Raw genomic sequence first — 11,643 nt, 5'->3', positions numbered from 1 at the left:
CCTCTACCCCAGCCAGATCGGGCAGCCGGCCGCGTCCGCGGCGGAGCTGATCCAGAAGGCGTGGCAGGCCGTCGGCGCCGACGTGACGCTGCGCGGCGTCGACAACATGGGCATCAACCAGGTCGTCGCCGGCAACGCGTCCTGGGACGTCGCCGTCATGCCGCTGGGCCTCGGCATCCCGCCGCAGCTGCGGCCGTTCGTCTCCGGCCCGACGCCGCCGCACGGCACGAACTTCGCGCACATCGGCAACAAGAAGTACGCGGCCCTGGCCGCCGACGCCTCGCGGATGCCGGGCGCCGAGGGCTGCCCGACGTGGAGCCGCGCCGAGTCGGCGCTGATCGAGTCGGTGGACGTACTGCCGTTCGTGGACGCCGTCGTGCCGACGTTCGGCTCGGGGGCGCGGTTCGAGAAGAGCTATGCGAGCGTCACCCCGTCGTCGATCAGGATGTACAAGGACTGAGCCGTGTACGGGAACTGAGCCGCCGATCCGTCTGTGGGGGCCGAGCCGTGTACCAGGTTTGATACGCACGGGGCCGAGGCGTGTGCGACTGTGAACGGGACGTGATCACCTCGACGACGGAGGTCCGGCCGATGGCGGCGGCACAGTCTGCTTCACGGCGTGCTACGCAGCTCGCTTCCTGGCGCAGGGCGGCCGTGGTCGCGGCCCTCATGCTCGCCGCGTTCACCTTCAACACCACCGAGAACCTCCCCATCGGCGTGCTCGAACTGATCTCGGACGACCTCAAGGTGTCGCTGTGGGCCGTGGGCTGCCTCGTCACCGGGTACGGCGTGACCGTGGCCGTGGTCTCCCTGCCCGTCACCCACGCGACCCGCGCGATGCCCCGCCGCCATGTGCTCACCGCCCTGCTGGGCGCGCTCGTCGTGGCGAGCCTCGCCTCGGCGGCGGGCTCCTCCTACTGGCTGCTGCTCGCGGCCCGCGTGGTGACCGCGCTCGCCCAGGCGCTGTTCTGGGCCGTGATGGGACCGGTGGCCGTCGGGCTGTTCCCGCGGCGGGTGCGGGGGCGGGTGATAGGGCTGCTGTCGGTCGCCGGGTCGCTGGCGCTCGTCCTGGGCATCCCGGCCGGTACGTGGCTGGGGCAGCGGCAGGGCTGGCAGCTTCCGCTGGTCGTGCTGGCCGGGCTGGGCGCCGTATCGCTGGTGGTGATCGCGGCGCTGCTGCCCACGTCGCGGCCCGAGGAGGGGGCCGCGGCCTACGGGTCCGAGCCGGACGCCCGGCGGTTCGGCGCCGTCCTGGCGACCACCGCCCTGTCGGTGACCGGCGCCTTCGCCGGTTACACGTACATCGTGAAGTTCCTGGGCGATGTCAGCGGCTTCGCCGATACGTCCGTGAGCACGCTGCTGATGGTCGCCGGGGTGGCGGGCGTCCTCGGGGTCACCGCCACCGGCCCGCTGCTGGACCGCTTTCCGCGGGCCACGCTCGCCGTGCCGGTCGCCACCCAGACGCTGGGCCTGTCCGGGCTGTACGCGCTGGGCGGCGTGAAGGCGGCGGTGGTGGCGATGCTGGCGCTGCTCGGGGCGTCGCTGGGGCCGGTGTTCATGGCGACGCAGGCGCGGGTGCTCCAGTCGGCCCCCGGCCGTACGGAGATAGCGCTCGCCGCCAACTCCGGCGCGTACAACGCGGGGGTGGCGCTCGGCGCGCTGCTGGGCGGCGCGCTGCTGCCCGTGGTGGGGGTGCGCGGGATATTCCTGGTCGGCGCGGTGTTCAGCGCCGCGACGCTGGCGGTGCTGGGGTGGGAGCGGCTGACCGCGCCGGGCTCCGGCGGGCGGCCCGCGGCGGCGGAGCCGCGGAGGGCGGGCGCGCCCCAGAGTCCGCTGCCGGAATGAGCGGTCTGGGGGTGTGGAGCGAGCGCCGGGCCGGCATCGGGATGAGCATCTGATCGGACAACACCCGTACGAGTGGTTTGCCGTTCGGGACGGTGCGGCGATTCCGCGGGGGCTTCTACGGTCGCTACCCACCGCGTCACTCACTGGAGGACCAGGCACCGTGCAGCCCTTCGAACTTCCCGACTTCTACATGCCGTATCAGGCCCGGCTCAACCCCGGTCTCCCCCGCGCCCAGGCGCACGCCGTGCCGTGGGCCCGGTCCATGGGGATGCTGGAGGGCTCGGGGGTGTGGGACGAGGCGGAGCTGAACGCCCACGGATACCCGCTGCTGTGCGCCTACACCCACCCGGACGCCGCTCCCGAGGCGCTGGACACCGTCACGGACTGGTATGTGTGGGTGTTCTTCTTCGACGACCACTTCCTGGAGACGTTCAAGCGGACCGGCGACATCGCGTGCGCCAGGGCGTATCTGGACCGGCTGCCGCTGTTCATGCCCCGCGACGGCTCGCCGATGCCGGAGCCGGTCAATCCGGTCGAGGCCGGCCTCGCCGACCTGTGGCAGCGGACCGCTCCGCGGATGTCCCCGGAGTGGCGGGAACGATTCTTCGAGTCGACGTTCAACCTCCTCCAGGAATCGATGTGGGAGCTGCACAACATCGACGCGGGCCGGGTGGCCAACCCCGTCGAGTACATCGAGATGCGCCGCAAGGTCGGCGGCGCGCCCTGGTCGGCGGATCTCGTGGAGTTCGCGAACGGCGCCGAGGTGCCCGACGCGGTGGCCCGCAGCAGGCCGCTGCGGGTGCTGAAGGACGCCTTCGCGGACGGGGTGCACCTGCGCAACGACCTCTTCTCGTACCAGCGCGAGGTCGAGGAGGAAGGCGAACTGAGCAACGGCGTCCTCGTCATGGAGCGGTTCTTCGGGTACGAACCGCAGCGCGCCGCCGACACGGTCAACGACCTGCTGACCTCGCGACTGCACCAGTTCGAGCACACGGTCGTCACCGAACTGCCGTCGCTCTTCGAGGAGTACGGCCTGGACCCGGCCGCCCGCGCGCGCGTGCTGGCGTACGCGCAGGGGCTGACGGACTGGCAGAGCGGCGGCCACGAATGGCATCTGCGCTCCAGTCGGTACATGAACGGCGGCGACGGCGCCTCCCTCGGCACCGCCCCCTGGTCGCCGCCGGGGCCCTCGGGCATCGGCGCCACCCGCGTGGTGTCGGCCGCCGTCCGGGTGCTCAGGGCCCCGACGCAGGGCGCGAGCACCCGCGCGCGCTCCTTCCGCCTCCCCACGTACGAGCGGGTCGGCCCGACCGCGGCGCCCGATGTCCGCATGCCGTACGTGCTGCGGCTCAACCCGCATCTGGACCTGGCGCGCCGGGACCTGACCGAGTGGGCGCGGCACACCGGGATGACCGTGCCGACGGCGGGGGCGCCCGGTGACGGCCGGTGGACCCAGGAGGTGCTGGACTCCTGCGACCTGGCCCTGTGCGCGGCGGGGATCGGCCCCGGCGTCTGCGCCGAGGACCTGATCACCAGTGCCAGGTGGCTGACCTGGGGCACGTACGCCGACGACCTCACCCCGGCGTTCAGCGCGGCCCATGACGCGGCCGGGCTGCGGCGGTACATGGAGCAGGCGCGCCGGTGCCTGCCGGTGGACGGCTCCCCCGCGCCGCCGCCCGTGGACGCCTCGACCCGTGCGCTGACGGGCCTGTGGACCCGTACGACCGCGTCGATGAGCCAGGAGGAACGGGAGCGGTTCCGCCGGGCGTGCGACGAGTTCATCGACAGCTGGTGGTGGGAGTTCGGCAACGCGGAGCTGAACCGGATGCCCGACCCGGTGGACTACATCGAGATGCGGCGCAAGACGTTCGGGTCGGAGCTGACCGTCCTCCTCGGACAGCTGGGCCGGGGCTGCGAGGTCCCGCCGGAGCTCTTCGCGACCACCACGGTCAGGAGTCTCGAAGCCGCGGCGATGGACTACGCGGCGCTTCTCAACGACTGCACGTCGTTCCAGAAGGAGATCGAATTCGAGGGCGAGCCGCATAACGGGGTGCTGGTGATCCGGCAGTTCTTCGACTGCTCCACGGAAGAGGCCAGGGACGTCGTGATCGATCTGATCAACCGACATCTAGAGATGCGCTCATGCTGACCTGCACAGGAACATGATTAGCAAGATCAACTGGGAGAGGATTGGGAAAAGGCGGCAGCCACACGTTCCCCTCCTCTGTCGTGAACTTCTCCCACCGCTCCTGCAACGTTTCCGCGATCCGCAACTCCATCCCCGGTGTCACGTTCGCATACACGCCTTCTACTCCCCCGAGCTCGTGTCCCATCCGCGTCTCGATGGCCACCCAGGGATGGCGGTCCTCGTCGAGCCACTCCTTGTGGCCGTGCCTCAGAAGATAGATCCGCTTCTTCGTCATCTCCGGCACTGCAGGTATCTCCTCCCGGGCATACCGCCCCTCGCGTGCTGCGCAACCGTCCCTGATCGGCCACCAGTACGCCTCCTCGAAGTTCGTTCCCAGCAACGGCCCCCCACTGTGCGACCGGAACATCCACGGCGAGTCGTGTGAAGCCAGCAGTGCCTTGTGCATCTCATGCAGAAACGGGGGCACCACCAACGTCCGCCACGAGTCGTATTTCGGGTCCACCAGCGTCCGTTCCCCGTCAACCCACTGGTGCTGATACTGCACTCGCAGCGCCGGCATGCTCATGTACCGCTCAAGGTCCGGTTCACGTTTCTCGTCGTCGGGTTCGAGTGGATCCGAGGCGGGCCAGTTCGGTGAGGCGAAGCACCGCTGCAGCCCCCACATCTCCTTCGGCCGCATACCAGTGAACGCCGCGGTCCAGATGTAGGTCCAACCGTCGTAGCCCCAGACGCTGTAGGCGTTGACCGCGAGGCGGTGGAGCGTGGCCATCTCCTGGGGGCGCTTCTTCTCACGCACCTTCTTCTTGTACTTTCCGCGGCCGCGCTTCTCCCGTACGATTGGCGAAATCTTGCGGAGTTGATAGCGAGTCGCCGAGTCATCCATCATGGCACCAAAGACCATGAGAATTTCTCTCACGTACCCGGCTGATATCTCGCCACGCTCGGCGGCCGCGCGAAGGGCCTTCTTCCACGCTTCGCATTCGAAAGTGTTGATGTCACCGACGGCTCGGCTTCCCCAATAGGGAACGATCCGCTTATTGATGATGGCCTTGTAACTCACCATTGATGACGGCCGCAAATCCTGGGCATCGAACCAGTCCCAGCAGTAGGCTGACATGAGAGTTTTACTGTCTCTCTGTTTGATCGCAGTACCATGACGCACTTCGTACTCACGATCGAGCCCGTAGTCCCATGCCGCCCCTTCGTCTTCGAAGCCGGACGCCGACTCGAACTTCTTGCGGCCGTTGGGCAGGTACTCGCCCGCCCACCACTTGACTCGGCACTTGCCGCCGCGCCACTCGGTGTATGGCATCGCTCCTCCTTGGAATTTCCGTGATAACCGAGCGAGCCCATCATCTGCTCTGGCGCGCTCGGGGGCTGCTACTCGTGTCTCCTTGCGGGGCAGTTACGGCCACAAGCAGCCGCCTCCTCAATGCCTGACTCGTGCCCTCGGGCCGAAGAGTCCTTGTGGGAACGACAACCGACTGCCTATCCGCCGTCACCGCAGCAGAGGAACACTGATGCGAGCAGAGCGCTCACCGCGTCCCTGGCGTCGACATGCTCACCCCCTCTCGACGCGCGCTCGTCTATCGCATCATCGTGGCACAGCCGCACCCTGCGGCGCTTCCTCGGTCCATTGTTCACTGAGCGACACATCTTCCTCGTATCCATCAAGATGCGACCGACTATGCCCAGCAAGTAGATCCTCAAATCCTCTGACAGTGGCGGCAGATGTGGTCGATGATCTTGGTCCATGCAAAGGGTCGGACGGTATCGTTCCAGACATCGATCCGTTCCCCCAAGGTGGTCTTGAGGATGTCGAGCAAGCAGAAGGAACCATGCTGCAGGCATCGGCGTTCCAACTAGCGATCTTTAATGGCGGGGGTTACGCACCGCTGAAGTCCAGTCCGGTTCCGGTGAGGTAGCCGTCGAGGAGGCCGGGGAGGTATTGCATGCGTTTGAGGCGGGTCTTGACCAGGCCGGTGAGCTGGTCGATGTCGTGCTTGGCAAGGTTGGCCAGGGAGCGCTTGAGGTGCGACCAGACCGCTTCGACCGGCTTGAACTCCGGTGCGTAGGGCGGCAGCTGGTAGACGGTCAGCCACCGCCTCGCATCGATCAGCCACCGCATCGTCGCGCTGCGATGGGTGTTCAGGTTGTCCCATACCAGCACGATCGGACCACCGAGTTGCTGGTGGGCGGCGTCCAGAAGCCGGGCGTAATCGGCCTCGGTGAAGCCCTTGCGCCGCCCGCGGCCTGGTCCGCGGTGCACCAGTGTGCGGTAGATCAGCCGGGGACGATGTCCGGTCCGGGTGCAGACCAGGGCCGCCAGCGAGACGCGTTTGGTGCTTGCGGCGGTCACCCGCACTACGGGGGTGCGTCCGCGCCGGCCCCAGGTGCGGCCCCGCGGCGGCCTCAGTCCCTGGCCGGCCTTGTCCTCGAAGCAGATCCAGGCGCCCAGGTGTGCCGCCGTCCTTTTAACGCCGGCCACACCTCGCCCTCCCAGGCAGCGATCCGGACCTCATCCCGCTCGGCGGCCCGGCGGGCGGGGACCTGCACGCTCCAGCCGATCCGGTGCAGCAGCAAGTCCACCCCGGCCAGCGTGTAGTCCACGCCGAACCCGCAGCGGATGACGTCGGCGATCCGGGCCAGGGTCCAGCGCTGATCCTCACTCCAGCCGTGGGCGGCCGGGCCCGCCTCCAGCGCGGTCTGCAGCACGCGCAGCTGGGCCGTGGACAGCCGGCACCGGGCACCCCGGCCCCCTTCGAGGCCAAGGCCTCCCGGCCGCCGACGGCCAGGGCCCGGCGCCAGCGGTAGACCGACATCTGCGTCACCCTGAACCGCCGGGCCACTTCCCGGTCGCCGACACCGGCCTCGATCAAATCCGCCGCCGCCAGCCGTATTTCTTCCCGTCGCGCACGCTCCGCGGCGGTCAGCCCGCCGCCATCGGGATACCTCATCCCTCCGGCATACCGAACCCGCCACCAGCCGTCACCGCACCATCGAACCCCCACGATTAAAGATCTCTAGGCGAACACCGCTCGATCTGATTGGTCCACGCCGAGTACGTCGGGATGAGGTGCAGCGTGAAACAGGGATGCGCAAGCAGCCACTTGCGCACCATCGACGCCTTGTGCGCAAACAAGACGTGGCAGATGACATGAACGGTGCGAGGAAGTCCCGAAAGTTCTCGGCCGCATGCCGCGCCGTTTTCGCGACGATCACTGCTTCGGTAGTGGTGTTCAGCGCCGCGAACAGGTCCACGGCGCCGTGGCGGACGTAGTCGGAGCTGCGCCGCTCCAGCGTGCCCGAAAGCATCGGCAGGATCGGGGCGGTGCGCTGAGGTGCCCAGGTCTGGGGCTTGTCGTCCACGCAGAAGCAAGGTAGGGGTCGGCCACATCGCGATCTTGTCGATCAGCAACGGGTCGGGCCAGGCCTTGAGCTTCTCCACCCGATGCGGCTGCAGGCCAAAGGCCGGTCAGATGCAGTGTGCGCTGGTCGGCGAGAGCCTCACCACGCGTGCCATCTGGCTCTTGGACCAGTGTGACGGGCCCTGCGGCGCACCTCCTCCAAGGTGCGCATCACCGTCTCCTCGACCGTCGCGTCGCTGATCGAGCACGGCGCCCCGGGCCGGGGTCCAGCCCGCTGAGCGGGTTGCGCCGGAACCCATTCCGCCGACGGCGCAGTGTCGCCCGGCCCGTATCAGACCGAGTAGTTGCTGCGGTGCTGTTCAGGCTGGCGGCGCACGCGAGCATGATCCGGGCCCGCTTTGCCAGGCCCTGGGCGGTCGACCGATGCGTCGCCCAGCCGCGCAGGATCTGCGGCCTCGTCCTTCGTCAGCTCCAGCGGCTCCAGCCAGCTATCCCGCTGCCGCCAACACAGCACGACATGAGAGCCCTGTCATCTGTCAAACCATGAACGGAAACAGAACACGACTCATGTGGCGAGGCCACAGCTCGGGACCGGTTCATTAGGCGGATCCTGCCTGTCTGGCAACCCCCATTGTCGTGCACCCTCCTGGGCGGACCGGAAGGCGGTGGGTTACGGGCGGGGGCCGCCGCTTCGGGCTTGCCTGTCGACCGGAGGACGTCATCGAGTCATCCGTCGCGCCAACTTGCGTCTGGATGACATCGACGTGCGTGGCCTGGAACTGGCGAGTAGCAGGGGGAGGACCTGATGACTGGGAATGGCTGCGACGCCGTTGGTGGTGGTCGCGATGAGACGTCTCGCCTGTCTGAGGTTCCCCGAGCGCGAGGTCAGTCTTCATCGAACGGTAGCGCCGGCTTGTCGTCTCCGAGGTCCTCGTTGCCGTAGACGGTTTCGGAGACGACTCTGTCATATGCGTCTGCGAGGTCTGCGCCACTTGCACCGAGGATGTTCTCCCAGTCTGCTCCCATGTGCCCAACTCTATTCGTACTCCTGAAAGAACTCGGCGATGCAGGGGTTGGCCTCGTCAGCCCAGGCCAAGATTCGCTTCTCCTCTTCGTCGACGATGCCGGACTCCGCTCATGCGGGTGTCGGCTCCGACGATGGGGCAGGAGCACGGTTGGCCACAGCGTCCGGCAAAATCTTCCTCGCCTGACCTCGTCCGCTCCTCTGCTGTGGGCGACGTGCCGTAGTAGAGAGGGGACGGCGGGATCCACGAGACCGTCGTGAGCGGCGTCGCGCTGCACGTGCTCATGAGGGAGGCCGGGGTGGATACATCGGCGTAAGGCTTCCGCAGTCTGCGAGCTGGTCACGTCACGCAGGTTCGGCGGAACGGCGCGAGAACCGAGGAAATCATGCGGGTCGGCCGGTGGCGGGAGCCCAAGACGATGCACGTCTGTGGCCGTGAGTTCGCCCCGACCGCCCGCAACCGTGTCATGCGTCTGGGTTTGTGGCCTCTCCGGCCGGTTGGTCGCGGACATCACCCATCCGGGCATCGAGAGCGGCCTGCGTCTCAGGGTCGAGCTCGTAGTCGCCGGCGGCCTCAGGGTTGACGTCCAGCGCGTGAGAGTGGAAGGCCCCCCGCTCGGCGGAGAGTTCCTGGATGGTCTGGGTGATCCGGTGGATCTTCTGGCGCAGCCTCTCCCATTCCTGCTCAGCGACGGCGAGCTCGACGAGCTGCTTCTGGATCTGGGCTTCGTTTTCGCGGGCGTAGTTGTCGCTCACCAGTGTGATCAGCGGAACCCCGAGAGCCTCGGCCGCGGTGACCGCCTCGTCGAGTCTGACCGCTCGGGTCTGCTGCTCGATGCGTGTGATGGCGGTGGATTCCACGTTCGAGCCGAGCAGCGCAGACATGCGGCGCGCCAGCTCCCTCTGGCTGACGCCGCAGCGTTCGCGTTCTTGACGAAGTCGGCGAGCGAAATAGTCCCCGGGCAGTGGGTTCATGTCGGTTTGGCGCTTCCTGATCGAGATCACGAACGACGGGGGCGCGAGGGTGGCCCGCCTTGAAATCGAGCTGGCCAGGGTCACCGCGGTGCTGGATCGGCACACTACACATCTCGCACTGCGGATTCCACAGGGGGCCGCCACGGCCCTGCGGCTTCAGCGCCGTGACGCCGATGCGCCTCATCTTCGAGCCTCTTTCGACTCCTTGCCGACAGGCCCTTTCACACGCCTCTCGATTCACTATTCGAATGAGGTAGATTAGCCACTAAGGATGCGCACATATACGAGCCAGCGAGGGGTAAGACGGCATGTCGTCGACCACTCAGGCTCCTATCACTGCCTGTTCGAGTGGGCGAACTGCGCTTGTTGCCTTGTGACTCATTGTCATGTCACCGAATGATTCGAAAGGCGAGAGGAAAGAACCATGGCGAAGATCTACGAGGCAGCCGTCCTCGCACACTCCTCCCTGCCGAGCGCAGCCTGGGACCTGACCAGCTTCCTGAAGAACGCCAAGTCCCAGATCCAGCTCTGGGGCGGTCTTCTGCTCATGCTGGTCGGTGTCGCCGCCATGGTCTGGGGCGGCGTGCTCCTGCTCAGGAAGTTGATGGCCAACCCTCAGTCCGCGGGTCATCAGCAGGGCTGGGGCACGATCGCGCTCCTCATTCTCGTCGGCGGAGCCCTGAGCGGCGGCGGGTGGTCACTGATATCGACGGTCGGATCCGGCGGCCAGAAGACCATCACGGACCTCGGCGGCGGCACGGTGATCGTCCAGACCGTCGATCGGTCCGGCGGATTCCCGAGTGGCCCTTTCATGTAAGAGACCGTCACAGACCGCGCACACGATCGGGAACAGGGGCGTCGAGCGAACCGGGTCGGTTGAGGTGCAAGGCCTCCTCCGGCCCGGTTCGCCATATCCGGGCCCTCAGCACGGTGCGGGCACGAAAGAGAGCAGAACATGGGGATCAAGGACAAGGCACTGGCCTTCAGCAGGAGGTTCAAGCTCGACTCGCACCACGCGATCGAGCGTTTTGGGGTGTTCTTCGGCATCTTCACGGTCACAGGTGTCCTCGTGATCAGCGCGTCGGGAGCCTCGGCGTACCAGGCGGGGCGTGACTCGCTGTCACAGACGGCGCTGTACACCAGCGGCTTCAAGACGTCGAAGACGAATCTCGACGGCACTGTCGACGGGGTCTATACCAACGAGAGCGGCGACAAGGCGCTCGTGATGATGCACTTCAGCCCGACTGCGCAGATTTCGTACAACGCTGCGGACTACAGGGCGTTCCTGCTCGGGTCGGACACCTCGCTGAACAGTGAGCAGGTCAGCACCAGCGGGATCAAGGGGTCCTTCTACGCCTTCGGGTCGACCGGCTACGTCGGGGTCCTCCTGAACGCCGACCGGCCCTTCGACCGCCAGGTGTTGAACCTGACGGTCCGTGCGAATGCTGAACTCACCACGCCCGGAGCGGAGCGGGCGCAGGACAGTGGCAAGCTGGCCGGTGACGAGACCTTCGCCAAGTACGACCAGTGGCGGGTCTTCTTCAATCCCGGCGCATCCAGGGTCCAGAAGATCGCGGCGCTCGACGCTGTGAGCTTCGACCCTGCGCAGGCCTACTACGAGGTCGTGCTCAAGGAGAAGGAGAGCGAGGCCAGGGACGCTCTGGACCAGAAGCTCGTCGAGATGCGCACGAACCTGACGCAGATTCAGTCGTACAGCTCCGACCTGCAGACGACGAAGATCGACGGCCTGTTCCTGCGGCCGCCGACCGTTCCGGTCTCGATCGCCACCGACAAGATCACGGGTGTCTCCGCGGCCGCGGCCAAGGACGACGTCTCGACGCTGGCGTTGCAGACCAAACATGTCGTCCCGGGCGGCTTCGACCTCAACTGGCGCGCAGGCAATGTCTACGACGGCTACCTCGACGCCCTGGTGCCGGCCGGTCAGAGCTACGCCCAGCTTTTCGCCAAGAAGCATGACGAGGGCTCGGATCCGACGAGCCAGCAGATCTCGGACATGCGGTGGATCCTCTCGGACGGCACCAGCCTCACCGAGGACTACCAGTCCTCTGACGTGACGATGCGCCCGCTCATGAACATCATGAACAACCTTTCACAGGCGTATCAGAACTACTCCCGGAACAAGTCGCAGTACGAGTCGGATCTGTCGCTCGACCTGCTCCGACTGGACGTGAGTCTGCGGGACGTGCAGTCCAACAGCACCATTCGCGACGACAAGAACTTCCTCACCACGCTCTACTGAGCGCAGCGATGGAGTGATACAT

Annotated in this window: 9 protein-coding genes and 2 pseudogenes; 5 read left to right on the top strand and 6 right to left on the bottom strand. The window is 66.9% G+C overall.

Annotated elements, in window-relative coordinates:
- The 3 genes and pseudogenes from ACFU99_RS16935 to ACFU99_RS16925 all read left to right on the top strand — a co-directional run.
- Nucleotides 1–460: pseudogene (locus ACFU99_RS16935) on the top strand (ABC transporter substrate-binding protein); the annotation flags it as partial.
- Nucleotides 461–669: 209 nt separating this feature from the next.
- Nucleotides 670–1,845 carry an MFS transporter gene (locus ACFU99_RS16930; RefSeq protein ID WP_384392124.1) on the top strand — a complete coding sequence of 392 codons (1,176 nt, stop codon included), beginning with the start codon at nucleotides 670–672 and terminating at the stop codon, nucleotides 1,843–1,845.
- Nucleotides 1,846–2,035: 190 nt separating this feature from the next.
- Nucleotides 2,036–3,994 (top strand): germacradienol/geosmin synthase, encoded by a 1,959-nt coding sequence (locus tag ACFU99_RS16925; protein WP_384392122.1) that lies wholly within the window; start codon nucleotides 2,036–2,038, stop codon nucleotides 3,992–3,994.
- Here ACFU99_RS16925 and ACFU99_RS16920 read toward each other — a convergent pair.
- The 6 genes and pseudogenes from ACFU99_RS16920 to ACFU99_RS16895 form a co-directional block, all read right to left on the bottom strand.
- Nucleotides 3,963–5,306 (bottom strand): integrase, encoded by a 1,344-nt coding sequence (locus ACFU99_RS16920; protein WP_384392117.1) that lies wholly within the window; start codon nucleotides 5,304–5,306, stop codon nucleotides 3,963–3,965. The genes ACFU99_RS16925 and ACFU99_RS16920 overlap by 32 nt on opposite strands.
- A gap of 573 nt (nucleotides 5,307–5,879) precedes the next feature.
- The gene (locus ACFU99_RS16915) at nucleotides 5,880–6,410 is read right to left on the bottom strand and encodes a transposase (protein ID WP_384392119.1); all 531 of its coding nucleotides are present in this window, start codon (nucleotides 6,408–6,410) and stop codon (nucleotides 5,880–5,882) included.
- Nucleotides 6,407–6,709: a winged helix-turn-helix domain-containing protein gene (locus ACFU99_RS16910; RefSeq protein ID WP_384392114.1), complete on the bottom strand. Its 303-nt coding sequence runs from the start codon at nucleotides 6,707–6,709 to the stop codon at nucleotides 6,407–6,409. Before ACFU99_RS16910 ends, ACFU99_RS16915 begins: the two co-directional genes overlap by 4 nt.
- 113 nt (nucleotides 6,710–6,822) lie before the next feature.
- Nucleotides 6,823–6,951: pseudogene (locus tag ACFU99_RS16905) on the bottom strand (transposase); the annotation flags it as partial.
- 1,296 nt (nucleotides 6,952–8,247) lie between these two features.
- Nucleotides 8,248–8,388, bottom strand: coding sequence for a hypothetical protein (locus ACFU99_RS16900; protein WP_384392112.1), 141 nt, complete (start codon nucleotides 8,386–8,388; stop codon nucleotides 8,248–8,250).
- Between the two features lie 463 nt (nucleotides 8,389–8,851).
- Nucleotides 8,852–9,445, bottom strand: a complete 594-nt coding sequence (locus ACFU99_RS16895) for a helix-turn-helix domain-containing protein (RefSeq protein ID WP_384392110.1) — start codon at nucleotides 9,443–9,445, stop codon at nucleotides 8,852–8,854.
- Nucleotides 9,446–9,785: 340 nt separating this feature from the next.
- On the opposite strand from ACFU99_RS16895, the gene ACFU99_RS16890 reads away from it, so the two are divergent.
- Nucleotides 9,786–10,178: a hypothetical protein gene (locus ACFU99_RS16890; RefSeq protein ID WP_384392107.1), complete on the top strand. Its 393-nt coding sequence runs from the start codon at nucleotides 9,786–9,788 to the stop codon at nucleotides 10,176–10,178.
- Nucleotides 10,179–10,316: 138 nt separating this feature from the next.
- Complete coding sequence (locus ACFU99_RS16885; RefSeq protein WP_384392104.1) at nucleotides 10,317–11,621, top strand: hypothetical protein; 1,305 nt, start codon at nucleotides 10,317–10,319, stop codon at nucleotides 11,619–11,621.
- The last annotated feature ends 22 nt before the right edge of the window (nucleotides 11,622–11,643 follow it).

It is taken from the genome of Streptomyces sp. NPDC057654 (genome assembly GCF_042800135.1).
In the GTDB taxonomy this organism is placed as follows: domain Bacteria; phylum Actinomycetota; class Actinomycetes; order Streptomycetales; family Streptomycetaceae; genus Streptomyces.
The sequence above is the reverse complement of the archived record's forward strand: the minus strand, read 5'-3'. Positions and strand labels throughout refer to the sequence as shown.